Source organism: Aliidongia dinghuensis, assembly GCF_014643535.1.
In the GTDB taxonomy this organism is placed as follows: domain Bacteria; phylum Pseudomonadota; class Alphaproteobacteria; order ATCC43930; family CGMCC-115725; genus Aliidongia; species Aliidongia dinghuensis.
The window spans coordinates 24,012-46,673 of record NZ_BMJQ01000016.1; the positions used below are offsets into that span (position 1 = coordinate 24,012).

Annotated in this window: 16 protein-coding genes; 12 read left to right on the forward strand and 4 right to left on the reverse strand. The window is 68.3% G+C overall.

Features of this window, described 5'->3' with window-relative positions:
* The 9 genes from flbD to IEY58_RS25990 all read left to right on the forward strand — a co-directional run bounded on the left by flbD (position 1) and on the right by IEY58_RS25990 (position 12,990).
* The gene (flbD, locus tag IEY58_RS25950) at positions 1–1,422 is read left to right on the forward strand and encodes a sigma-54-dependent transcriptional regulator FlbD (protein WP_189051072.1); all 1,422 of its coding nucleotides are present in this window, start codon (positions 1–3) and stop codon (positions 1,420–1,422) included.
* 40 nt (positions 1,423–1,462) lie between these two features.
* A complete protein-coding gene (flhA, locus tag IEY58_RS25955; protein ID WP_189051073.1) occupies positions 1,463–3,631 on the forward strand; it encodes a flagellar biosynthesis protein FlhA in 2,169 nt (722 codons plus the stop codon).
* Positions 3,632–3,673: 42 nt separating this feature from the next.
* Positions 3,674–4,675, forward strand: a complete 1,002-nt coding sequence (locus IEY58_RS25960) for a flagellar biosynthesis protein FlhF (protein WP_189051074.1) — start codon at positions 3,674–3,676, stop codon at positions 4,673–4,675.
* Positions 4,672–5,466 (forward strand): MinD/ParA family protein, encoded by a 795-nt coding sequence (locus IEY58_RS25965; RefSeq protein ID WP_189051075.1) that lies wholly within the window; start codon positions 4,672–4,674, stop codon positions 5,464–5,466. The genes IEY58_RS25960 and IEY58_RS25965 overlap by 4 nt, the downstream gene beginning before the upstream one ends.
* A 25-nt stretch (positions 5,467–5,491) precedes the next feature.
* Positions 5,492–7,282 (forward strand): hypothetical protein, encoded by a 1,791-nt coding sequence (locus tag IEY58_RS25970; protein ID WP_189051076.1) that lies wholly within the window; start codon positions 5,492–5,494, stop codon positions 7,280–7,282.
* Positions 7,283–7,366: 84 nt separating this feature from the next.
* Positions 7,367–8,272 (forward strand): LysR substrate-binding domain-containing protein, encoded by a 906-nt coding sequence (locus tag IEY58_RS25975; protein WP_189051077.1) that lies wholly within the window; start codon positions 7,367–7,369, stop codon positions 8,270–8,272.
* A gap of 151 nt (positions 8,273–8,423) precedes the next feature.
* Positions 8,424–10,754, forward strand: a complete 2,331-nt coding sequence (locus tag IEY58_RS25980) for a TonB-dependent receptor plug domain-containing protein (protein WP_189051078.1) — start codon at positions 8,424–8,426, stop codon at positions 10,752–10,754.
* On the forward strand, positions 10,751–11,608 hold the full coding sequence (locus IEY58_RS25985; RefSeq protein ID WP_189051079.1) for a metallophosphoesterase family protein: 858 nt from the start codon (positions 10,751–10,753) through the stop codon (positions 11,606–11,608). The genes IEY58_RS25980 and IEY58_RS25985 overlap by 4 nt, the downstream gene beginning before the upstream one ends.
* 14 nt (positions 11,609–11,622) lie before the next feature.
* Positions 11,623–12,990, forward strand: a complete 1,368-nt coding sequence (locus tag IEY58_RS25990; protein WP_189051080.1) for a spinster family MFS transporter — start codon at positions 11,623–11,625, stop codon at positions 12,988–12,990.
* 3 nt (positions 12,991–12,993) lie between these two features.
* On the opposite strand, the gene IEY58_RS25995 is transcribed toward IEY58_RS25990, so the two are convergent.
* The 3 genes from IEY58_RS25995 to IEY58_RS26005 all read right to left on the reverse strand — a co-directional run bounded on the left by IEY58_RS25995 (position 12,994) and on the right by IEY58_RS26005 (position 16,419).
* The gene (locus tag IEY58_RS25995; RefSeq protein ID WP_189051081.1) at positions 12,994–14,235 is read right to left on the reverse strand and encodes a Zn-dependent hydrolase; all 1,242 of its coding nucleotides are present in this window, start codon (positions 14,233–14,235) and stop codon (positions 12,994–12,996) included.
* A gap of 6 nt (positions 14,236–14,241) precedes the next feature.
* A complete protein-coding gene (locus IEY58_RS26000; protein WP_189051082.1) occupies positions 14,242–14,958 on the reverse strand; it encodes a CC0125/CC1285 family lipoprotein in 717 nt (238 codons plus the stop codon).
* Positions 14,959–15,033: 75 nt separating this feature from the next.
* Positions 15,034–16,419: an MATE family efflux transporter gene (locus tag IEY58_RS26005; protein ID WP_229743960.1), complete on the reverse strand. Its 1,386-nt coding sequence runs from the start codon at positions 16,417–16,419 to the stop codon at positions 15,034–15,036.
* Between the two features lie 240 nt (positions 16,420–16,659).
* Between IEY58_RS26005 and IEY58_RS26010 the strand changes: the two genes are divergently transcribed.
* The 3 genes from IEY58_RS26010 (at position 16,660) to IEY58_RS26020 (ending at position 21,525) form a co-directional block, all read left to right on the forward strand.
* Positions 16,660–18,624, forward strand: coding sequence for an APC family permease (locus tag IEY58_RS26010; RefSeq protein WP_189051083.1), 1,965 nt, complete (start codon positions 16,660–16,662; stop codon positions 18,622–18,624).
* Between the two features lie 208 nt (positions 18,625–18,832).
* Positions 18,833–20,464, forward strand: coding sequence for an MFS transporter (locus IEY58_RS26015; RefSeq protein WP_229743961.1), 1,632 nt, complete (start codon positions 18,833–18,835; stop codon positions 20,462–20,464).
* A gap of 143 nt (positions 20,465–20,607) precedes the next feature.
* Positions 20,608–21,525 (forward strand): NAD-dependent epimerase/dehydratase family protein, encoded by a 918-nt coding sequence (locus IEY58_RS26020; RefSeq protein ID WP_189051085.1) that lies wholly within the window; start codon positions 20,608–20,610, stop codon positions 21,523–21,525.
* 16 nt (positions 21,526–21,541) lie between these two features.
* On the opposite strand, the gene IEY58_RS26025 is transcribed toward IEY58_RS26020, so the two are convergent.
* Complete coding sequence (locus IEY58_RS26025) at positions 21,542–22,654, reverse strand: NAD(P)/FAD-dependent oxidoreductase (RefSeq protein WP_189051086.1); 1,113 nt, start codon at positions 22,652–22,654, stop codon at positions 21,542–21,544.
* Between the last annotated feature and the right edge of the window lie 8 nt (positions 22,655–22,662).

Here is a 22,662-nt window from a genome sequence, read left to right on the forward strand (position 1 = left end):
ATGCGCCTTCTCATCGTCGGACCGCTCTCGGGCTACATCAGCGCCGCCGGCAAGATCGCGCTCGCGCGCGGCGCCAAGGTCGCGCAGATCGACGACATCGACCGGGCCATGGCAGCCCTCCGGGCCGGCCAGGGCGCCGATCTCGTGATGATCGACGTCAAGCTCGACGTCGGCCGCATGGTCCAGGCCTTGAAGGCCGAGCGGATCCACATCCATGTCGTCGCCTGCGGCGTCGGCACGGACGCGGAATCAGCGGTGCGCGCCATCAAGGCCGGCGCCAAGGAATATATCCCGCTGCCGCCCGACGCCCAGCTGATCGCCTCGGTCCTGGAGGCGGTCGCGGCCGAGAGCCATCAACTCGTGTTCCGCGACCCGGTCATGGCGCAGGTGCTGCGCCTGGCCGACCAGATCGCGCCGTCCGACGCCTCGGTGCTGATCACCGGCGAGAGCGGCACGGGCAAGGAGATCATGGCGCGCCACCTGCACAGGAAGAGCCGGCGCGCCGAGAAGCCGTTCATCTCGATCAATTGCGCCGCCATCCCCGAACAGCTGCTGGAATCCGAGCTGTTCGGCCATGAGAAAGGCGCCTTCACCGGCGCCGTGGCCCGGCGCCTCGGCAAATTCGAGGAAGCCCATGGCGGGACCCTGCTGCTCGACGAGGTGACCGAGATGCATCCGCGCCTGCAGGCGAAGCTGCTGCGGGCGATCCAGGAGCGCGAGATCGACCGGGTCGGCGGCAGCCAGCCGGTCAAGGTCGACATCCGCGTCATTGCGACCTCGAACCGAGACATGGAGGAGGCGGTGCGCCAAGGCCAGTTCCGTGACGATCTTTATTTCCGCCTCAATGTCGTGACGCTGCGCCTGCCGGCGCTCCGCGAGCGGCCAGCCGACGTGGCGGCGCTGGCCGAGCATTTCGCCAAGAAATATGCGGCCCTGAACGGCTTCGACTATAGGGGCTTGAGCGACGCCGCGCGCGCGATGCTGGTGCGCCACCACTGGCGCGGCAATGTGCGCGAGCTCGAGAACACGATCCATCGCGCGGTCCTGCTGTCGAACGGCAACGAGATCGATGTGGACGCGATCATGCTGACCGGCCAGCGCCTGACGCCGGAGCCCGCAGCGGCACAGGCATCCGGCATCGTCGTGGCCCCGGCCCACCAGCCGCGGCCGGCCGGGGCCGGGGCGAGCGCCGTTTCGCCCGCGGCGAACGGTGGCGTACCGATCGGCACGCTCGTCGGCCGCACGGTGGCCGACGTCGAGCGCGACCTCATCATCGAGACGCTGCAGCATTGTCTCGGCAACCGCACCCATGCCGCCGGCATCCTTGGCATCTCGATCCGCACGCTCCGCAACAAGCTGCAGCAGTACAAGCAGGAAGGCCTGTCGGTGCCGCTGCCCGGCGACGTCGAGGCGCGCGTCTGAGGTCCCCGACGGCAACTCCATGAGACAGATCCGCTAGACCATGGCCGAGACCACGACCTCCCAGGCGATCCAGACCGCGCCGGCCACCGGCGGCGGGCCTGCGGGCCTGGGCGCCTTCGCGGCCGCCGGCGGGTTCCAGGGCTTCGCCGGCCGGCTCTCGACCTCGCTCCTGCGCGGCGAGATCGCGCTGGCGCTGGGCGTCGTCGGCGTGCTGGCGGTGCTCATCCTGCCGATGCCGAGCTTCCTGCTCGACCTGTCGCTGGCGCTGTCGATGACGCTGTCGGTCCTGGTATTGATGGTCGTACTGTTCATCCAGAAGCCGCTGGAGTTCTCGACCTTCCCGACCGTGCTGCTGATGACGACCATGCTGCGCCTGGCGCTCAACATGGCGTCGACCCGGCTCATCCTCGGCCACGGTCACGAGGGCACGGCAGCGGCCGGCAAGGTCATCCAGGCCTTCGGCAACTTCGTCATGAGCGGCAACTTCGTCATCGGCGTGATCGTGTTCGGGATCCTCGTGACGGTGAATTTCGTCGTCATCACCAAGGGCTCGGGCCGCATCGCCGAAGTGGCGGCGCGCTTCACCCTCGACAGCATGCCCGGCAAGCAGCTCGCGATCGACGCCGACCTGGGTGCCGGCCTCATCGACGAGGCCACGGCGAAGAAGCGGCGCGCCGACCTCGAAGGCGAGAGCAATTTCTTCGGCGCCATGGACGGCGCCTCCAAGTTCGTGCGCGGCGACGCGGTCGCGGGCCTGATCATCACCGGCATCAACATCGCGGCCGGCCTGGTGATCGGCATCGCGCAGCGCAACCTGCCCTTCATGCAGGCGCTCAATACCTACACAGTGCTGACCGTCGGTGACGGCTTGGTCTCGCAGATCCCGGCGCTGATCGTGTCGACCGCCGCCGGCATGATGGTGTCCAAGGGCAACATCCAGGGCTCGGCCGACCAGGCGCTGTTCGGCCAGTTGTCGGCCTACCCCGTCGCCCTCGGCATGGTGTCGTTCCTGACCGGCGTGCTCGCGATCGTGCCGGGCATCCCGTTCGTGCCGTTCATCGCCTTCTCTGCACTCTCGGGCTGGGCCGCCTACAAGCTGCCGCGCATGCGCGCCGCCAAGGTCGCCGCCGAGGATGCGATGCTGGATGCGGCCCTGCCGAAGCCGCAGCCCAAGGAAGAGCCGATCTCGACCGCGCTGCAGATCGACCTGGTGCGGCTCGAGCTGGGTTACGGCCTGCTGCCGCTCATCAACGACGAGCGCTCGTCCAGGCTGACCGACCAGATCAAGGCGCTCCGGCGCCAACTCGCCTCCGACATGGGCTTCGTCATGCCGTCGGTGCGCATCCAGGACAATCTGCAGCTGGGCGCCAACACCTACATCATCCGGGTCAAGGAGATCGAGGCGGGGCGCGGCGAGCTCCGGCCGAACATGCTCCTGGTCATGGACCCGCGCGGCGAGCCCATCACGCTGCCGGGCGAGAATACGGTCGAGCCGACCTTCGGCCTGCCCGCCATGTGGATCGCCGAGCATCTGCGCGAGGAGGCGACGTTCCGCGGCCTGACCGTGGTCGATCCGCAGACCGTCATCACGACGCATCTGACGGAGCTCATGAAGGACAACATGCCGGAGCTGCTGTCCTACAGCGAGACGCAGAAGCTGCTGAACGACATCGACAAGGACCACCAGAAGCTCCTGGGCGAGCTCATCCCGGCAATGATCTCGACCGGCGGCGTGCAGCGCGTGCTGCAGAACCTGCTGCAGGAGCGCGTCTCGATTCGCGACCTGCCGACCGTGCTCGAGGGCATCGCGGAGGCCTGCGGCTACACGCGAAATATCACGAACATCACGGAACACGTGCGCGCGCGCCTCGCCCGGCAGATCAGCGATGCGAATATCGGTGAAGCCGGCTACATTCCCTTGGTAACCTTGTCTCCGCAATGGGAGCAGACTTTCGCCGAGTCGATCGTGGCCCACGGGGACGACAAGCAACTTTCCATGGCGCCGAGCCGCCTCCAGGAGTTCATCGTCGCCGTCCGCCAGGCATTCGAGCGGTTCAATATGGTGGGAGAGGCACCGGTTCTGCTAACCAGTCCGGCGATCCGACCCTACGTCCGATCGATCATCGAACGGTTCCGGCCGGCGACGGTCGTGATGTCGCAAAACGAAGTTCACCCGAAGGCGCGTATCAAAACGCTGGGACATATCTGACGATGAGCACCTTCACCCCAAGCCCAGCGCGGGTCGCGGACGATGCGCCTTAGAACCCTGATAGCACCCTCCATGGCCCAGGCCATGGACATGCTGCGCCGCGAGCTCGGAGAAGACGCGATCATCGTCTCGTCCGAGACGACGGAACATGGCGTCAAGCTGGTCGCCGCCATCGAGGAGGCCGACGACGAGCTGCCGTCGGTCGGCCAGGTCGCGGTCGACACCTACGGCCACGCGTCCGACGAAGACCCGATCGACATCATCCACGAAGCGCTGATGGCGCACGGGCTGCCGAACCGGCTGCTCGAGCGCCTGATCGACGCGAGCTTCCTGGTCGGTGCCGACGAGCCGCTCGAGGCATTGGCCGGCGCCCTCGCCGGCACCTTCAACTTCAAGCCGCTGACGCTCGACCGTCGGGTCAACCAGCCGCTGATGCTGGTGGGCGCCCCCGGCGCCGGCAAGACCGTCGGCGTCGCCAAGCTCGCGTTCCGTGCGGTCATGGCCGGCCGCTCCGTCCGCCTGATCACGACCGACACGATCCGCGCCGGCGGCATCGAGCAGCTGGACGCCTTCGCGCGGCTCATGAAGCTGCCGCTCCAGACGGCCGAGACCGAGCGGCAGCTGGCGCGCCTGGTCGAGGCGGCCTCGCCCGACGACTACATCCTGATCGATACGCCGGGCGTGAACCCCTACGCGCCGCGCGACATGGCCGAGATCCAGGGCCTCGCCAAGGCCGTCGCGGTCGAGCCGCTGCTGGTCATCGCCGGCGGCGGCGACGTGGTCGACGCCATGGAACAATCCCACGAATTCTCCCGGCTCGGCGTCAGCCGCGTGCTCGTCACCCGGCTCGACATGGTGCGCCGGCTCGGCAGCATGCTCGCCGCCGCCGACGCCGCCTCCCTCGCCTTCGCCGACTACAGCATGACGCCGTCGGTTGCCGACGGCTTGAACCCGCTCGATCCCATGGGTCTCGCCCGTATGTTGATGCCCGAACCCTCCGCCGTTACGCTCACGCAATCCGTTTCGCAAGGTGCCCGCCCATGATCGTCCCGCTCGACCTCCGGCAGACGGCGCCGAACTCCGCGACCCAGCGCACCAACTTGCTCGCCGTGGCGTCGGGCAAGGGCGGTGTCGGCAAGACCTGGTTCTCGATCACGCTGTCGCATGCGCTGGCGCTTGCCGGCCGCAAGGCGCTGCTGTTCGACGGTGACCTGGGCCTCGCCAACGTCGACGTGCAGCTGGGCATGATGCCCCATCGCGATCTCGGCACCGTGCTCGCCGGGCAGACGACGCTTGCCGAGGCGGCGACGCGCTACCCGGCCGGCGGCTTCGACATCATCGCCGGCCGCTCGGGCACCGGTTCGCTCGCGCAGATCCCGCCGAGCAAGCTTGCGACGCTGCGCAACGACCTGGCGCTGATCTCGAACACCTACGACGTCGTCATCATGGACATGGGCGCCGGCATCGAGCGCACCGTGCGCTCGTTCGCGACCCAGGCGCGCGCCTGCATCGTGGTGACGACCGACGAGCCGACGGCAATCACCGACGCCTACGCCTTCATCAAGGTGACGGCCATGGAGCGGCCGAGCGCCGACCTGCGCATCGTCGTCAACATGGCCTCCTCGATCCGCGAGGGCGAGCGGACCTACGGCATCCTGCTCAAGGCCTGCCGCGAGTTCCTCAAGATCGAGCCGGAACTGGGTGGCATCATCCGGCGCGACCAGCATGTGCGCGAGTCGATCCGCAAGCAGACCTCGCTCTTGACGCGCTATCCCAACACCGAGGCGGCGCAGGACATCCAGGCGGTCGCCCATCGCCTGATCCAGACCTTCTGAGACCGGGCGACACGGGGCGGGCCTGATGAGTGTCACCAGCGCCCCGCCGACCACATCCGTCGCCCAGGCTACGGCCGGCACGGCGACCGGTCCGGCGCAGCTTGTCGTCGTCCAGGTCCTCGGATCCTACGGCGGCGATTCCGTCCGCAACGGTCTCGTCCAGACGCTGCAGGAGGCCGCGGGCACCGGCAGCGTCATCACCGGCACGGTCACGGACGTCCGCGCCGACGGCACCTTCTCGCTGCAGACCAAGGCCGGCCCGGAGCTGCTGCTGCATCATCCGCCGGAACTGCCGCTCACGGTCGGCGCCAATGTGGCGCTGCGCATCGTGTCGGTGGCACCGACGCCGCAAGTCGCGATCCTGACCGTCGATGGCAAGCTGGTCAGCAGCCAGCTGACCGGACCCGTCAATCCGCCCCAGACCAGTCCGCCGCAGACCAGTCCGCTGCAGGCCGGGGCACCCACGCCGACCGCCGCCCCGCCGGCGAGCGGCCCCATCCTGCCACCGGCGACGCTGGCGTCGACCCTGTTCGCGGCTCTCAGCTTCGAGGACGAGGTCGCGATCGAGCAGGCGCTTTCGGGCAACGCCGGGGCGAACAGCGGTGGGGTGAGCGGCGGTCTCGCTCCGCTCTCGACCCAAGCGGTCGGCACGCCCATTACAGCAGATGCGGAGAGCGTGATCGCAACCCTCGTCCGCCCGGCCCCGGCCCGGCCCGGCAGCGCGCCTATTGCAGCCGGCACGCGCTATCTCGCCACCATCGCGATCGGCGAGACCGACACGCCGACGGCGCCGCCAGCGGTCCGCACGCAGCCCTCTGTCGCGTCGTCGCTGTTCGATAGCCCGACGGACCCGCCGACAGCCGAGCCGTCAGGCGACGAAAATACGCCCCTGCCGAGCCAGCCGGCAGCACCGCAAACGACACCCGCGCAGGCGCCGCGGCCGCTCGATCTCACCGACTTCACGGCGCTTACGACCACGCTCGCCGGCCGCGTGCTCGCAAGCTCGACCGCGAGCGAGACGCTGGTCGACACGGCGCTCGGCACCCTGTTGATCCCCGTGCAAGACACCCCGCCGCCGACCGGCGCCGCTGCCCAGCTCAAGATCACGGCCGTGGCTCCGCCCGTGACCACGGATAAGCCGGAAAGCGCCAAGGCGCCGGCGATCGAGGCGGCCGAGCCGCAGCCGGTGCTGCAGGCGGCGGCCGAGGCGCTGGCGACGCTCGCCCCGGCGCTGGCCCAGCAGGTGCAGGCACAGCTCTCGCTGCCGCCGAGCGATCAGCTGACGGCCCTGATCCTCAATTTCCTCGGCGGGCTCAAGACGCCCGCGCCGGCGCCGCGCTGGCCGGAACCCACGATCCGCAAGGCGCTGGTCGACGCCGGCCGCACCGACCTCGCGACGAAGCTCGACCTCGAGGCGAGCCGGATCGGCCAGGTCCAGCCGGCCCCACCCGGCGAGTGGTCGGTCACGGTGCTGCCGTTCCTCGGCAGCGCCACGTCGAAGCCGATGCGGCTCTATCGCCGGACGCCCGATGCCGAGGAACGAGAGAGGGGCGGCGGCGACCGCTTCGTCATCGAGCTGCAGCTGGTCCGGCTCGGCGCCCTGCAGTTCGACGGGCTCGTGCGCGAGCGTCGCTTCGACCTGGTCCTGCGGAGCGAACGACCGCTCGACGACGGGCTCAAGGCCTTGGCCGAGCGGACCTTCCGGGATTCGCTGCTGATCAGCGGCTGGAGCGGCGAGCTCAGCTATGCCCGCACCGGCCCGGTGCCGCTCGTGTCGCTGAAGCCGGAGGGCGGCGGCGTGGGCCTCAGCGCCTGACTAGCTCCGGCGGACCGCCGGTCGATCAATCGTCACGAGCTTGGGGCTAAAATCGTCACGTTCTCGCATGGGAGCGGACTTGCCATGAAGCGTCGTTCTCCGCCCTGGGGCGCCATCGAAGCCTTCATCACTGCGGCCCGGACCAATAGCTTCAAGGAGGCGGCAGACCAGCTGGGCCTGAGCCCACCCGCCTTTTCCCGCCGAATCCAGGCGCTGGAGAACCATATCGGGGTGAAGCTGTTCGACCGGGCGGCGCCCCTGCCTGTTCTGACGGTCTCGGGCGCCCGCTATCTCGAGCGGCTGCAGCCCGGCTACGACGCGATGCGCGCGGCCACCGACTGGATGATGCCGGACGCCGACCGCCGGCCGATCCGGATCGGCGTCTCGCAGTCCCTGGCAGTGAGCTGGCTCGTGCCGCGCCTGCCGCGCTTCTACGCGCGAGCCGACGGCATTCAGCTCGTGCTGCAATCGACAAATCACGGTGCCGATCTGCTCGGCGGCGGCGCGGATGTCACCATCCTCTATGGGACGGGCGACTGGGATCATCTGGTTTCGCAGAAGCTGTTCGGGCTCGAGGCCTTCGTCGTCTCGGCCCCGCGGCTCGCCGACGGGCGCCCGGTGCCGCGCTCAGTCGCGGATCTGGCGGGCCATCGGCTGTTCGAGCTCGTTCATCCGGCCAACCAATGGGCCGACTGGCTGGCGCTCGCTGGCTATCGCAGCCCGATCGAGGCCGAGCGCGCGGCGTTCGACGGCGCGCAGGTCATGTACGAGGCGGCGGCGCGCGGCCTGGGCGTGGCGCTGGGCGTCCGGCCGCTGGTCGATCCGTTCCTGGCGGACGGGCGCCTTGAAATCGCGTTCGATCTGAGCCTGCCCTTGGCCGGATCCTATTATGTCGTGGCCCAGCCGGAAGTGCGTCGGCAGCGCGCCGTGCAGACGCTCTGGCGCTGGCTCGTCGCCGAGGCGGCAGCACCAACGGCCGTCGCCGCCTGACCATCCCGCCCAGCCGCCCCGCCCAACCAATTGCACGCCGTGCAATTACCGTTGCCGGCTTTGCGATTGGCCGGTCCCCGACGCTTCGGCACCTTCCGCCCGAACCGGCGACGGCCTTCCGCCGTCGTCCAGCGGCGGGATGGGGCGAGCAATGCGAAGCAACTGGACTTTGGTCGCGGCGGGGGTCAAGGCGGGGCTCTGCGCGACCGCGGTCGTCGAGGCGGCGTGGGCGGCCGACGGACAGGCAGCCGGCAATTCGACGGAAGAGATCATCGTGACCGGCACCCGCGCCGCGGGGCGTACGGCGCTCACCTCGTCCGCCCCGGTCGATGTGATCGATGCCGAACGGCTCGATGAAACCGGCTACCAGGATCTGGGCCGTGCGCTTGAGTTCGCCGAGCCTTCGGTGAATTTCCCCCGCGCACAGACGACACCCTCCTCGGCCAATACCCGGCCGATTACGCTCCGCGGCCTGTCGCCGGACGAGGTACTGGTCCTGGTCGACGGCAAGCGCTGGCACACGTCCGCCGTCATCAACACGAACTTCGCCGTCGGCCGCGGCTCGGCGCCGTTCGATCTCAGCACGATCCCGATCTCGGCGATCGACCATATCGAGATCCTGCGCGACGGGGCGGCTGCGCAATACGGTTCCGATGCGATCGCCGGCGTCATCAACATCATCCTGAAGTCGAACGATGCCGGCGGCTTCGCCGAGAGCCAGGCCGGCATCACTCAGGCGGGCGACGGCAAGAACATCGACGGCGCGTTCAACCAGGGTTTCGCGCTCGGACAGGGCGGCCATATTACGGTCTCGGGCGAGGCCGGCTATCAGGAGAACACCAACCGCGCCGCCGTCGACCAGCGCTTCGGCCGGGTCACCTACAGCATCGGCGCGCCGGAGCAGATCGACACCAACCTCGCGATTTCTGCGGCCTATCCGCTCGGCGGCAATGCGAGCGAGCTCTACGGCAACCTGCTGGCCTCGCGCAAGGACAGCACCAGCGCCGTGACGTTCGGCGTGCCGGGCACATCGCCGCTTTACCCGAACGGCTTCCAGCCCAAGGTCAACCCCCTGCTGTGGGACGTCGGCAGCACGATCGGCGTGCGCGGCCCGCTCGCGGGGACCATCACTTATGACCTCAGCAACACGTTCGGCTATTCGAGCGCCGACTTCACGGTGCGCGACACGGCGAACGCGTCGCTCGGTCTCGCGAGCCCGACGACCTTCGACGCGGGCTCGGCGACCTATCTCGAAGATGTGACCAACTTCACCGCCAACCGCCCGCTGCCCGAGCTGCTGGCTGGCGGCAACCTGGCCGTGGGTGCCGAATATCGCCACGAGGTCTACCAGCTCGGCCGCGGCGCGCCACAGTCTTTCGCGGGCAGCGGCGCGCTCGGATTTCCGGGCTTCAATCCACGCATCCCGGTCGACAATGCGCGCGATGCCGGCGCCGGTTTCATCGATCTTGAGCTGAAGCCGCTCGCTTGGCTCACCCTCGGCGGCGCCGGACGCTACGACCATTACGGCGACTTCGGCGGGGCGCCGACCTGGAAGGCGACCGCGCGCGCCGAGGCGACGGACTGGCTGGCGTTCCGCGCCTCGGCCAGCACTGGCTTCCGCGCCCCGTCGCTGCAGCAGGAATTCTACAGCTCGATCACCACGGTCGCGAACGGCGCCAACAAGAGCCTGGTCAACGTCGGCACGTTCCAGGTGGGCGATCCGGTCGCCCGCGCGCTGGGTGCGGAGCCGCTGAAGCCCGAGAAATCCCGCGACTATACGGCCGGCGTGGTGGTGACGCCGTCCACCCGCTTTTCGATCACCGCCGATCTCTTCCGCACGGACATCGACGACCGGATCGCGCTCAGCGACGCGCTGAGCGGACAGGCCGTGACGGCAGCCTTGGCCGGCGCCGGCATCAGGAACGTTCAGCAGGTTGCCTATTTCACCAATGCGCTCGACACGCGCACCCAGGGCTACGACATCACGGCGCGTTACGCCGGCGACATCGACGACGAGACGCAATACAACCTGTCGCTGGGCTACGAGCGCTCGCCGACCAGCATCCGTGGCCTCGCCCAGAATTCGGTGCTGCCGCACCTGGCGCTGATCGGTGTGCATGCCCGCACCCTGCTGACCGAGGCGCAGCCACGCGACAAGCTCACCGGCGAGCTGACGCTCGACCACGGCCCCTACGACGGCGTTCTGTCCGTCACGCGCTACGGCAAATATATCGACGCGCCGATCCTCGACCCGCAGAGCTTCAGCGCCAAGACGATCGTCGATCTCCAGGGCTCTGTGCGTGTCGCAGACCGGGTAACGGTGACGCTCGGCATCCTCAATCTGGGCGATGTCTATCCGGACAAGCTGCAGGAGGTGGCGATCGCCTACAAATCCTTCGGCAACAGCTTCGTCTACGGCGAGGAATCGCCCTGGGGCACCGACGGCCGCGCCTTCTTCGCCCGCGTGAGGGTGCGGCTGTGAGGATCGCGCTCGTTACCGATACGCACCTCGCTCCGCGCGCCGCGGCCTTCGCCCAGAACTGGCGCGCGGTCCGGGACTGGATTGCCGAGATGGCGCCCGACCTCATCGTGCATCTGGGCGACATCACGGCCGATGGTGCCGGCGACGCGAGCGAGCTTGCCGCCGCGATCGAGAGCTTCGCCGGCCTCGGCCTGCCGGTCCGCTTTCTGCCGGGCAATCACGATATCGGCGACAACCCTTCGGCGCCCGATCAGCCGAGCGCCCACCCGCTCGACCCGGCCCGGCTCGCGGAATATCGCCGGATCTTCGGTCCGGACCGCTGGGCGTTCGAGGCGGAGGGCTGGCAGATCATCGGCCTCAATGCGCAGCTGTTCGGCACCGCCAGCCAGGAGGAAGCGGCACAGTTCGACTGGTTCGGCTCGACCTTGGCCGGCCATCGCGGCCCGCTCGGCCTGCTGCTGCACAAGCCGCTGTTCCGCGACGGCCCCGACGACCGGGAAGTGCACGAGCGCTATGTACCGGACCGGCCGCGGCGTCGTCTGCTGGACGCGCTCGCCGGGCGGGACCTGCGCTTCGTCGCCGCTGGCCACACTCATCAGGCACGCGAGCATCATTGCGCCGGCGTTGAACATGTCTGGGCACCCTCGACCGCCTTCTGCATCCCCGACGCCCTGCAGGAGCCGATCGGGCAGAAGATCGTCGGCACGATGCTGCTGCATCTGGCGCCCGGGACCCATCGGTTCGAGCTGGTACGCCCGGCGGGCCTGGCCCGGCACAACCTGCTCGACCATCCCGAAACCTATCCGATCGTGGCCGAGATCCGCGCGCGGCTCGGTGCGGCGGCGCACTTGTGAGACGGAGGCAGCCCATGGCGGAACTCGACGACACGGGGGCGACCGTCGCGACAGGGGCGATCGTCGCGACAACGGCGGAGCCGAGCCGCGCCTACGCCTGGTACGCGGTCGGCGTCCTGGTCCTGGCCTATGCCTTCTCATTCCTCGACCGCCAGGTGCTGAGCCTGCTGGTCGAGCCGATCAAGCGCGACCTAGGACTCAGCGACACCGAGATCAGCCTGCTGCAGGGCTTCAGCTTCGCGCTGTTCAATGCGCTGGGCGGCCTGCCGATCGGGCGCCTCGTCGATACCGGCCGGCGGATGACCATCATCCCGATCGGCATCGCGTTCTGGAGCCTGGCAACCGCCGGCTGCGGGCTCGTGCGCGGCTTCGCGGGCCTGCTGCTCTGCCGCATGGCGGTCGGCGTCGGTGAGGCAAGCCTGACGCCGTCGGCCTATTCCGTCATCGCCGACGCCGTGCCGCGGAAGCGGCTCGGCCTGGCCCTCGGCATCTTCAGCATGGGCGTCCATCTCGGCGCCGGCCTCGCCTTCGTCCTGGGCGGCGCCCTCGTCGCATCCCTGTCGACGGGCGGCGGGCCGGATTGGCCCCTCGTCGGCCGGTTGCATCCCTGGCAAGCGACGTTCGTGGTGGTCGGCCTGCCGGGACTGCTGGTCGCGGCCTGGACCGCGACGCTACGCGAGCCGGCCCGACGTGGTGCCGGCCCGACGCCCCTGCCGCTCCGCGAGGTGCTCGCCTATTTCCGGGCCAACGCCCGGTCGCTCACGGCACTCATGCTCTGCGCCGCCTTCGCGTCGATGACGTCCTATGGCGTCACGGCCTGGAGCCCGAGCTTCCTCGTCCGGACCTTCGGCTGGAGCATTGCCGAGGCCGGCCGGTCCTACGGCGCGATCGTCATCGTCTGCGGCATGCTGGGCGTCGTTGCCGGCGGTCTCGCGGGCGATCGTCTCGTCGCGCGCGGCGTTCGCAATGGCCGGCTGATGGTCATGGCGGCGGCGAGCGCTTGCGCCCTGCCCTTCACCGTTGCGGCCCCGCTAATGAGCGATCCGACGACGGCGCTCCTGCTGATGGCACCGGCGACCTTCCTTGGCACGGTGACAATCGGCACCGGGCCGGCGGCCTTGCAGGAGATACTGCCGAACCGCATGCGCGGCCTCGGCACCTCGCTCGCGGTGCTCGTCGTCAACCTGATCGGCCTCGGTCTCGGGCCGACCTTGATCGCGCTCATGACGGATTACGTCATCGGCGACGAAACCCAGCTTAGATATTCGCTTGCCCTGGTCCCGCTCGCGACGCTGACGCTGTCCGCCGCCTGCGGTCTTGCCGCCTTGAAGCCCTACCTCCGAAGCCGCGCTCTGCTCGACGGCTTCGGGGCCGGGTCGTAGAGACTACCGGGCGCGCCGGTTGGCGACGCTCAGCACCGCCTGCAGCAGCACGTTGGCGCCGGCCGTCGCATCAGCCGCGGTGATGCTCTCGGCCTCGTTGTGGCTGATGCCGTCCGCGCAGGGCACGAACACCATGGCGGTCGGCGTCACGGCGGCCAGATGAGCGGCGTCGTGCCCGGCGCCGCTCACGATGTCGCGATGGCCAAAACCGCCGGCCTCGGCCGCGGCGCGCACGGCGGCGATGCAATCCTGATCGAAGCGCACGGCGGGCGCCGCCCAGGTCGCGTCGAACCGGACCTCGATCCCCAGGTCCTGGGCAATCTCGGCCGCCACCGCACGGAACGCCGCCTCCATCCGGTCGAGCGCCGCATCGTCCGGGTGGCGCAGGTCGATGGTGGCCGCTGCCGTGCCCGGCACGACATTGGGCGAGCCCGGACCGACCTCGACCACGCCGATGGTCGCGACCGCGCCGCCGCCCTCGTCGCGCGCGATCCGGTCGAGTGCCACCGCGAAGCGGGCCAGGCCCTGGAACGCGTCGTGCCGATGGCTCATGGGCGTTGTGCCGGCGTGGCTGTCCTGGCCGGTGATCGAGAACTTGTACCAGCGGATGCCCTGCACGCCGGTCACGACGCCGATCGTCTTTTCTTCGGCCTCGAGGATCGGTCCCTGCTCGATATGCAGCTCGAAGAAGGCGGCGAGCGGATGGTCGCCGCACGGTGTCTCACCGGCGAAGCCGATGCGCTCGAGCTCTTCGCCGAACAGCTTGCCGTCCCGATCCGGGCGGGCGAGCGCATAGTCGAGCTCGAACCGGCCGGCGAAGACGCCCGACGCGAGCATGGCCGGGGCGAAGCGCGCGCCCTCCTCGTTCGTCCAGTTGATGAGTTCGATCGGCGCCTCGGTCTCATAGCCGGCGTCGTTGAGCGTACGGATGAGTTCGAGCCCGGCCAGCACGCCCAGGATGCCGTCGAATTTGCCGCCGGTCGGCTGCGTGTCGAGATGACTGCCGACCGCGACCGGCGGCAGTGACGGATCGCGCCCCGGCCGGCGCGCGAAGATGTTGCCCATCCGGTCGATCGTGACGGCGCAGCCCGCCTCCTTGGCCCAGGCGATCAGCTTGTGGCGCACCTCGGCATCGAGATCGGTCAGCGCCTGGCGATTGATGCCGCCCTTGGGCGTGCCGCCGATTTCGGCCGTTTCCATGAGGGTGCGCCAGAGCCGGGCACCGTCGATCCGCAAATTGTCCATGAGACCTCAGCTTTTCGGGGTGGTGGGTTGCTGCTGCCAGGGCAGCGGCGCCGGTGCCGGCGCCGATCCGGGAACTGGCGCCCCAGGAACCGGCGCCACGGTCGGGCCGGCAGCGGGCGACGGCGGAGCCGCGACGCCACCGTCGGCGCCGGGGTAGGTCCGGCGCAGCTGCTGGATCGCGTCCGCCGCGTCATAGTCGCCGGGCTTCAGATCGTTCGACAGCGCCACCGCCAGCTTGACCTCAACTTGGACCGAGGTCTCCGGCGGATTGTAATAGGCGCCACCCCAGCCGTAGGGCGGACGGTGCCAGCCCCAATAGGGCCCCGGGCCCCAGGGGCCAGGGCCCCACGGCCCGTCCCACGGGTCGTCATAGTAGCCGGCACGTTGCTGAATGTCGGAATTCGACCGCGTGTCGGCGACGGAGAAGCCGCGATAGCCTTGTGCCTGCGCGATCTGGGCGGCACGCCAGATCGCCATGTCGAAGGCGAGCGACTTACCCATGCGCTCGGTCGGGCTCTGGTCGAAGCGATAGCCGTAGCCCTGCTGGGCCGGCGCCACATAGCTCACCTCGTACCGCCCATCCGGGAGCCGGATATCCGAATAGCCGAAGCTGCGCGCGACATCGACCGGCGTCAGCAACGGATAGGTGGGCTGGGCGGCACAGGCCGCCAGCAGAAGGCCAAGCGCGCCGAGCAGAGCGCCCGCCGCAGAGCGTGAAAACATGGTGACGTCCTTCGCGAAGACCGCAACTCCCGACAATCAAACGATTATGCGTCGGCTCTGGACATCCCGCGAGCGTTATTCGACGAACGCCGGTTGCGGCGGCCGGTCGCCCCACTCGGCCCCGATGCGCGGGTAGAACCAGGCGAGACAGATGCCGCGCACCGCCATGAACAGCGCATAGGCGCCCCACAGCCCGTGGTTGCCGGCGATCGGCATCAGCGCGAACGCCGCCGCGAGGAACGCCGCGAGCGAGACCACCATGCCGTTACGCAGTTCCCGGGCGCGCGTGGCGCCGATGAAGATGCCGTCGAACTGGAAGCCCCAGACCGAGACAACCGGCAGCACGATCGCCCAGGGCAGATAATCGCGAGCGATCGCCCGCACCACTGCCTGATTGGTCAGGCCATCGATGACCATGGGTCCAGCCGCGAGATAGGCGAGGGAGAAGCCGGCGGCGCTCAGCACCGCCCAGAACATCGAGATCCGGCTCGCCGCGCGGAGCGACGAGCGATCCCGCGCGCCGACCGCGACGCCGACCAGGGCCTCAGCGGCATAGGCGAAGCCGTCGAGGCCGAAGGACGTGAAGGTCTGGAAATTGAGAAGCACGGCATTGCCGGCGAGCACCGTGTCGCCGAGCCCCGCACCCAGCCGCGCGAAGAGGCTCGTGACGCCGATCAGGCAGGCCGTGCGCAGGAAGATGTCGCGGTTGATGCCGAACAGCCGCACGAGCGGCGCCCGGGCCCAGAGCACCGACGGCTCGAACGGCGGCAGGCCATGCGGCCGGAGCCGCCAGAGCACGCCGAGACCGATCACGAGGCCGAGCCCATCGGCCATCGCGGTCGCGGCCCCGATGCCGGCAACGCCCAGCCCGAGGCCATAGACGAGCCCGATCGCGAGCACCATGTTGAAAAAATTGAGCAGGAGCTGCAGCCCGAAGCCGAGCTTCGCCCGCTGCGTGCCGAGCAGGTAGCCCAGCACCACGGAATTGGCGAGCGCCGCCGGCGCCGACCAGATGCGGGTATCGCAATAGGCCCGCGCGGCTTCCGTGACCGCAGCACTGCCGCCCAGGAGATCGAGCGCGCCGTCGATCAGCGGGTGCCGGAGCATGAGGATTGCGAGCCCCAGCAGGATCGCCAGGAACAGGGCCCGCAGCTGGACGAGGCGCATTTCTTCGGCGTTGCCGGCACCGAGCGCTTGCGCCACGAGCCCCGTCGTCGCCATGCGCAGGAAGCCCAGGCCCCAAATCATCGCGTTGAAGAACAGGCCGCCCAAGGCCACGCCGCCGAGGCTCGCCTGGTCCGGCAGATGCCCCGCAACCGCCGTATCGACCGCCGATAGCAGCGGAACCGACAGATTCGCCAGCACGATCGGCAGGGCGAGCACCACGATGCGGCGATGCCAACCGGGTGTCGGCCCGGCCATGCAGCCGTCAGCGTTGACTCGTGCCGTCGCTTTCCCCATCGTGCCGCCGCCCTCGTGAAACGGGGCCCAACCCCGCGTGCGCTTCCTGGCGTCCGGGCGCCGTCGTCAAACCGCGGCGCGCTCCGCGAGCGGGCGGCCGGTTCACCGCCGATCATGAACGCCCTCAAGCAGGATCGACCGAAATAACACCGCTATCGTTTATTGCCCCGGGACCCATGCGCTTTCCAAACGGGGAATCGACATGGGGCCATGCGCGACAAGGATCACGGCGCTATTCGAATGTTCGGTAAGAAGCTTGCGGCCTGGGTGGTCGGACATCCGCGCGATGCGCTCGCCCCCGGCGTTCGCCATCACATGGCGCTCGCCGCCTTCGTCGCCTGGGTCGGTCTCGGCGCCGACGGCCTGTCCTCGGCCAATTACGGCCCGGAGGAAGCCTTTCTGGCGTTGGGCGGCAATACCCATCTCGCGGTCTATCTGGCGCTCGCCACCGCCCTCACCGTCTTCCTGATCTCGCTCGGCTACAACCAGGTGATCGAGCTGTTCCCGTCGGGCGGCGGCGGCTACAAGGTCGCGACAACGCTGATCGGACCGCACGCCGGCCTCGTGTCCGGCGCGGCACTGATCGTCGACTATGCGCTCACCATCGCGATCTCGGTCGCAAGCGGGGTCGATGCGCTGTTCAGCCTGCTGCCTCTCGAGTTCCAGGGCCTGAAGCTTGGCGTCGAGGTCGCGATCACGCTGGTGCTGATGGTCCTGAACCTGCGCGGCGTCAAGGAACCGCTGCATCTCCTGGTGCCGATCTTCATCGGCTTCGTGCTCACGCACGGCGCGCTCATCATCTACGGCATCGCCTATCACGCGCCGATGATCCCCGACATCGCGCCTGCGACCTGGCACGAGACCCAGCATTTCGCGGGCCAGGTCGGCTGGTTCAGCGTGATCGCCGTGTTGCTCAAAGCCTATTCGCTCGGCGGCGGCACCTATACCGGCATCGAGGCCGTCTCGAACAACGTCAACATCCTGAAGGAGCCGCGCGTCAGGACCGGCCGCTGGACCATGGTCTACATGGCGCTGTCGCTGTCCTTCATGGCCGGCGGCCTTATCATCCTCTATGTGCTGTGGGAGGTGCGCGCGGTCGAGGGCCAGACGCTCAATGCCGTCGTGTTCAACACGATCCTCGGCACGATCTTCGGCGCGGGGTCGACGCTCAGCCACAGCATCCTGACGCTCGTCCTGGTGTTCGCCGCCGGCATCCTGTTCGTCGCATCCAACACGGGCTTCCTCGGCGGACCGGCGGTGCTCGCCAACATGGCGGTCGACCGCTGGGTCCCGCACCAGTTCAGCCAATTGTCGAACCGGCTTGTCACCCAGAACGGCGTGCTGGTCATGGCCGTCGCCGCGATCGTGACGCTGCTCATCACCCACGGCGATGTCGACGTGCTGGTCGTGCTCTACAGCATCAACGTGTTCGTGACCTTCACGCTCTGCCTCTACGGCCTGTGCGTGCACTGGTGGGGCGAGCGCAAGCAGCACCCGAACGCGCTCGGCCATCTGGTCCTGGCGGCGCTCGCCTGCTTCGTCACCGGCTCGATCCTGATCGTGACGCTGTTCGCGAAATTCACCGAGGGCGGCTGGCTCACCGTCTGCGTTACGAGCTGTGTCGTCGCCCTCGGCATCGCGATCCGCCGGCACTACAGCCGGACGAGCCAGCAGCTCGCCAAGGTCGACGCGCTGTTCGCGACCGCCGTCCCGTCGCAGCGCGACGTGCCGGAACCGGAGATGGACAAGAACCAGCCGACCGCCGTGTTCATGATCGGCCGCTCGCTCGGCGCCGGCATGCACACGCTCCTGTCGCTGCGCAAGCTGTTCCCGCAGCAGTTCCGCAACTTCGTCTTCGTCTCGGTCGGCGAGGTCGATTCCGAAAGCTTCCGCGGCGACGCGCGCTTGCACGAACTGCAGGCCGAAGTATCGGCGACGCTTGAGCATTTCGCCTCCTATTGTCGCCAACGCGGCCTGTCGTCGGCGACGTTCGAGAGCTTCGGACCCGACATCATTTTCGAGATCAACAAGCTCGTCGATCAGGTACTGGCTGAATTCCCCAACAGCGTATTCTTTTCCTCGACTCTGATTTTTGATGATGAAAATTGGGCGATTCGCCAGCTCCATAACGGAACCGCGTTGACAATCCAGCAGCGTCTGCATCGGCGCGGCATTCCGATGGTCATTCTTCCAATGAATCTGTGACCGGCGAATGCAACCTGCACTCATGGCCAGCGCTGCATTTGATTGCATGATTTGGGCAATGCTCATGTATTGAGCATTGCAACCCCAGACACTCCCCTTGATTTTTGCTGGAATTTGACGCCTGCTATTTGGGATACCGCGGGACGGCGATCTTCGCCCAACCCGCCTACATTCCGATACGGGGGGATGGCTTATGGCGACCTACGAAATGGCAGGTTCCGCTCGCACGCTGGGGGGCGGCGAGAAGCTGGTGATCTTCGCCTCTTCGCTCGGCACCGTGTTCGAGTGGTATGACTTCTACCTATACGGTTCGCTCGCACCGAATATCAGCAAGCAATTCTTCTCTGCGGTGAACCCGACCGCAGCTTTCATCTTCACGTTGCTCGCCTTCGCCGCCGGCTTCTTCGTCCGCCCGTTCGGCGCCCTCGTGTTCGGCCGCCTGGGCGATCTCGTCGGTCGCAAATACACGTTCCTCGTCACCATCATGATCATGGGCCTGTCGACCACAGCGGTCGCGATCCTGCCGGGCTATGCCAGCATCGGCATCGTGGCGCCGGTCTTGCTGATCGGCCTGCGCCTGTTCCAGGGCCTCGCCCTCGGCGGCGAGTACGGCGGTGCAGCGACCTACGTCGCCGAGCATGCACCGATGGGCAAGCGCGGCATCTTCACCTCGTGGATCCAGACCACGGCGACGCTCGGCCTGTTCCTGTCGCTGCTCGTCATCATCGCCTGCCGGCTCTCGTTGGCACCCGCCGATTTCGACGCCTGGGGCTGGCGCGTGCCGTTCGGCATCTCGCTGGCGCTGCTCGCGATCTCGGTCTGGATCCGCTTGAAGCTCGATGAATCGCCGGTGTTCAAGCGGATGAAGGAGGAGGGCAAAGGCTCGCACGCGCCGCTCACCGAGTCCTTCCTGCACTGGGGCAATGCCAAGGTCGTCATCCTGGCGCTGGTCGGCTTGACCGCGGGCCAGGCAGTCGTCTGGTACACGGGCCAGTTCTACGCGCTGTTCTTCCTGACCCAGACGCTCAAGGTCGACGCCCAGACGGCGCAACTGCTGATCGCGGCGGCGCTCGCCATCGGCACGCCGTTCTTCCTGGTGTTCGGCGGCCTGTCGGACCGGATCGGCCGCAAGCCGATCATCATGGCCGGCTGCCTCCTGGCCGTGATCACCTACTTCCCGCTGTTCCAGGGGCTGACCCACTACGCCAACCCGGCACTCGAAGCCGCCCAGGCCAAGGCGCCGGTGACGGTGATCGCGGATCCGGCCGACTGCTCGTTCCAGTTCAACCCGGTCGGCACGGCCAAGTTCACCAACAGCTGCGACGTCGCCAAGGCGGTGCTCGTCTCCCGCGGCGTGCCCTACGAGAACCAGGCCGCCGCGGCCGGCGCGGTCGCCCAGATCAAGATCGGCGACCAGGTGATCGACGCCTATGCCGCCGCCGAAGCCAAGGACAAGGCCCCGGTCTTCACCAAGGCGGTGGGCGATGCCGTGGGCGCAGCGGGTTACCCGGCCAAGGCCGACCCGACCAGGATCGACTACGTGATGACCACGCTGCTGCTCGTCGTCATGGTGCTCTACGTCACCATGGTCTACGGGCCGATCGCAGCACTGCTGGTCGAGCTGTTCCCGACCCGCATCCGCTATACCTCGATGTCCCTGCCCTACCATATCGGCAACGGCTGGTTCGGCGGCTTCCTGCCGGCCACGTCCTTCGCCATCGTCGCCTCGACCGGCAACATCTACTCAGGCCTCTGGTACCCGATCATCGTTGCCGCGGTCACCTTCGTGGTGGGCATGCTGTTCGTGCCGGAAACGAAGGACCGTTCGATCATCGACTGATCGGCCGCAAAGGCTACGCCTGAAAACGATCCGCCCCCGCAGCAATGCGGGGGCGGTTTCTTTTTGAGCACCTTCGCGAAAACATCGTAAGGATCGGAAAGCCTTGCCCGACACTCGCGACGAATCGACTGGAGGATGACTGAATGCGGATCTTGGTGACCGGATCGTCGGGCTGGCTCGGACAGACGCTGGTGCCGCGGCTGAGGCGTGATGGCCATCAGGTGGTCGGGCTCGACCCGGTGCCCTCGCCCTTGACCGAGATCGTCGGCACGATCGCCGACCGCGCCATGGTCCGCGCGGCAATGCGCGATTTCGGCATCGAGGCCGTCATTCATTCAGGCGCATTGCACAAGCCGAATATCGAGACGCACGAGCGGTCGGACTTCGTGGCGGTCAATATCCAGGGCACGTTGAACCTGCTCGAGGAGGCGGTCGCCGCCGGCTCGACCGTCAACCGTTTCGTCATGACCTCGACGACATCGCTCATGATTTCCAAGACGGTACGCGCCGGGCGCGACGGCGGCGCCGAACGCGCCGCCTGGATCACCGAGGAACTGGCGCCGCTCCAGCCCCGCAACATTTATGGCGTCACCAAATACGCCGCCGAGCATCTCTGCCGCCTCACCCACGAGCTTCATGGCTTACCGGTCGTAGTGCTGCGCACCGGCCGGTTCTTCCCCGAGGAGGACGACATGGCCCATGCCATCAGCCAGTCGGGCGAGAACACCAAGGCAAACGAGCTCCTGTTCCGCCGCGCTACGGTCGAAGACATGGCCGAGGCTCATGTGGCAGCGCTCGCAAAGGCGCCGGACCTGGGCTTCGACAATTTCATCATCGCGCCGCGCACGCCCTTCACTCGGGCCGACTGCGCCGGGTTGATTCACGACGCGCCCGCCGTCGTTCGGCGCTATTTCCCGCACTATCCGGAGATCTACGCGCGCCGCGGCTGGACTATGTTCCAGTCGATCGACCGGGTCTACGATGCAACCAAGGCGGCGGAGCGGCTGGGGTTCGCGTGCCGGACGGGATTCGGGGAGATGCTGGCGGCACTGGAGTCATAGCGAACCTCGACAGGGCTCAGGCCGCGACCAGCTCCGCCCGCAACCAGCGGCGGAGCCGGTCCGTTTCGCCGCCGTCGACCGCTTCCGCGACCCGGCGCCCGACCGCGGCGCCGAACTTGTAGCCGTGGCCCGAACAGGCTGAGACGGCCAGGACGCGCCCCACGTGCCGGGCGTAGAAGGTCTTGTCCTTGGTGAAGGTGTAGGCGCAGGTCACCACGTCGCGCACGCGATAGTCGCCGACGCGCGCGAGCGGCGGTGAGAAGGCGTCGCGCAGCCGCTCGCCCTCGCCCGGCTTGGCCGTCCGATCGGCCTCGGGATCGTCCGCCGGCCGCTTCATGAAGCCCGCGCCGAACTTGAGCCCGGTGCCGGCCACCGGCGGCAGGACGTAGCCCTCCGACGGCCCGCCGATCGATAGGATGGCTGGGGCCGCCGCCCAGGCCGGGGCGAGATCGGCCGGCGGGTCGAGATAGACGACCGCCGTTCGATAGACCTTGAGATCCGTCGCGAGCTCGGGCAGCAGCCGCAAGGTCCAGGCGCCGGCCGTGACGACGACGCGATCGGCATCGAGCGTCTCGCCCGAACCGAGCATGACGCGCCCACGCTCGGCATCGAGCCCGGTCACGCGTTCACCCGTGCGCAGCTCGACGCCCTTGCTCGCGAGCCAGGTCGCGAGCCCGGCCGCGATCGCCCGGCACAGGAGCACGCCGCCTTCCGGCGTATGGAACGCGTAGCGGAAGGTAGCCGCATCGAGGAAGCGGAAGCGCTCGGCCGCGGCATCGGGTACCAGCCGCTCATAAGGCGTGCCGACCGCGTCGAAGCCTTGGCGGAACAGATCGGCCTCATCGCCCGGTTCCTGGCAGACGCACAAGATGCCGGCCGGCACGTAGTGGGACGTTCCCAGGTCCGCCCAGAGCTCGTCCCAGGCGTCGTAGGCTTCGGTGATCAGTCGAGCGTAGCCGCTCTGCCCGCCATAGGCGCGGCGGATCATCCGGTGCTGGTCGCCGGAGGCCGCGAGCGGGCTCGGGATCGCCGGCCCTTGCTCGAGCAGCGTCACCTGATGACCGCGCTTGGCCAGCGACCAGGCGGTGGTGAGGCCCATGATGCCGGCGCCGACGATCGTGATCCGCATGGCCGCTC

What these genes read in the sequence shown, in the direction of transcription:
- flbD (WP_189051072.1), top strand. Translation starts at nt 1, where the DNA reads ATGCGCCTTCTCATCGTCGGACCGCTCTCGGGCTACATCAGCGCCGCC.
- flhA (WP_189051073.1), top strand. Translation starts at nt 1,463, where the DNA reads ATGGCCGAGACCACGACCTCCCAGGCGATCCAGACCGCGCCGGCCACC.
- IEY58_RS25960 (WP_189051074.1), top strand. Translation starts at nt 3,674, where the DNA reads ATGCGCCTTAGAACCCTGATAGCACCCTCCATGGCCCAGGCCATGGAC.
- IEY58_RS25965 (WP_189051075.1), top strand. Translation starts at nt 4,672, where the DNA reads ATGATCGTCCCGCTCGACCTCCGGCAGACGGCGCCGAACTCCGCGACC.
- IEY58_RS25970 (WP_189051076.1), top strand. Translation starts at nt 5,492, where the DNA reads ATGAGTGTCACCAGCGCCCCGCCGACCACATCCGTCGCCCAGGCTACG.
- IEY58_RS25975 (WP_189051077.1), top strand. Translation starts at nt 7,367, where the DNA reads ATGAAGCGTCGTTCTCCGCCCTGGGGCGCCATCGAAGCCTTCATCACT.
- IEY58_RS25980 (WP_189051078.1), top strand. Translation starts at nt 8,424, where the DNA reads ATGCGAAGCAACTGGACTTTGGTCGCGGCGGGGGTCAAGGCGGGGCTC.
- IEY58_RS25990 (WP_189051080.1), top strand. Translation starts at nt 11,623, where the DNA reads ATGGCGGAACTCGACGACACGGGGGCGACCGTCGCGACAGGGGCGATC.
- IEY58_RS25995 (WP_189051081.1), bottom strand. Translation starts at nt 14,235, where the DNA reads ATGGACAATTTGCGGATCGACGGTGCCCGGCTCTGGCGCACCCTCATG.
- IEY58_RS26000 (WP_189051082.1), bottom strand. Translation starts at nt 14,958, where the DNA reads ATGTTTTCACGCTCTGCGGCGGGCGCTCTGCTCGGCGCGCTTGGCCTT.
- IEY58_RS26005 (WP_229743960.1), bottom strand. Translation starts at nt 16,419, where the DNA reads ATGGGGAAAGCGACGGCACGAGTCAACGCTGACGGCTGCATGGCCGGG.
- IEY58_RS26010 (WP_189051083.1), top strand. Translation starts at nt 16,660, where the DNA reads ATGTTCGGTAAGAAGCTTGCGGCCTGGGTGGTCGGACATCCGCGCGAT.
- IEY58_RS26015 (WP_229743961.1), top strand. Translation starts at nt 18,833, where the DNA reads ATGGCAGGTTCCGCTCGCACGCTGGGGGGCGGCGAGAAGCTGGTGATC.
- IEY58_RS26020 (WP_189051085.1), top strand. Translation starts at nt 20,608, where the DNA reads ATGCGGATCTTGGTGACCGGATCGTCGGGCTGGCTCGGACAGACGCTG.
- IEY58_RS26025 (WP_189051086.1), bottom strand. Translation starts at nt 22,654, where the DNA reads ATGCGGATCACGATCGTCGGCGCCGGCATCATGGGCCTCACCACCGCC.